This window comes from Cohnella fermenti, assembly GCF_004801405.1.
GTDB lineage: Bacteria > Bacillota > Bacilli > Paenibacillales > Paenibacillaceae > Cohnella > Cohnella fermenti.
In genome coordinates, this window is sequence record NZ_SSOB01000146.1 from 1 (window position 1) to 322 (window position 322).

At 61.8% G+C, this 322-nt stretch carries 1 protein-coding gene; it reads left to right on the plus strand.

What is annotated here, in order from left to right:
* Nucleotides 1-322 (plus strand): transposase (locus E6C55_RS33380; protein ID WP_136374126.1); only part of this gene is annotated, 322 nt, incomplete at both ends.

Here is a 322-nt window from a genome sequence, read left to right on the forward strand (position 1 = left end):
TGCTCGGCACGTCCATCGAATCGATCCGCAGCATTCAGAAACAGCTCAAAGATCTCGACAAGGCGATCGCGCGTGTTCTCGATGGCATCCAGGGCGCCCAGTGCCTGCTGTCGGTGCCGGGCATCGGTAAGGTCTACGCCGCCGGGCTCCTTGGCGAGCTGGGCGATATCGAGCGCTTCAAGGATCAGGCCGCCATCGCCAAGTATGCGGGGCTCACCTGGCGCAGGCACCAGTCCGGCGCTTTTGAAGCGGAGAACACCACCCGTATCCAATCCGGCAACCGATTCCTGCGCTACTACCTGGTTGAAGCTGCCAACTCGGT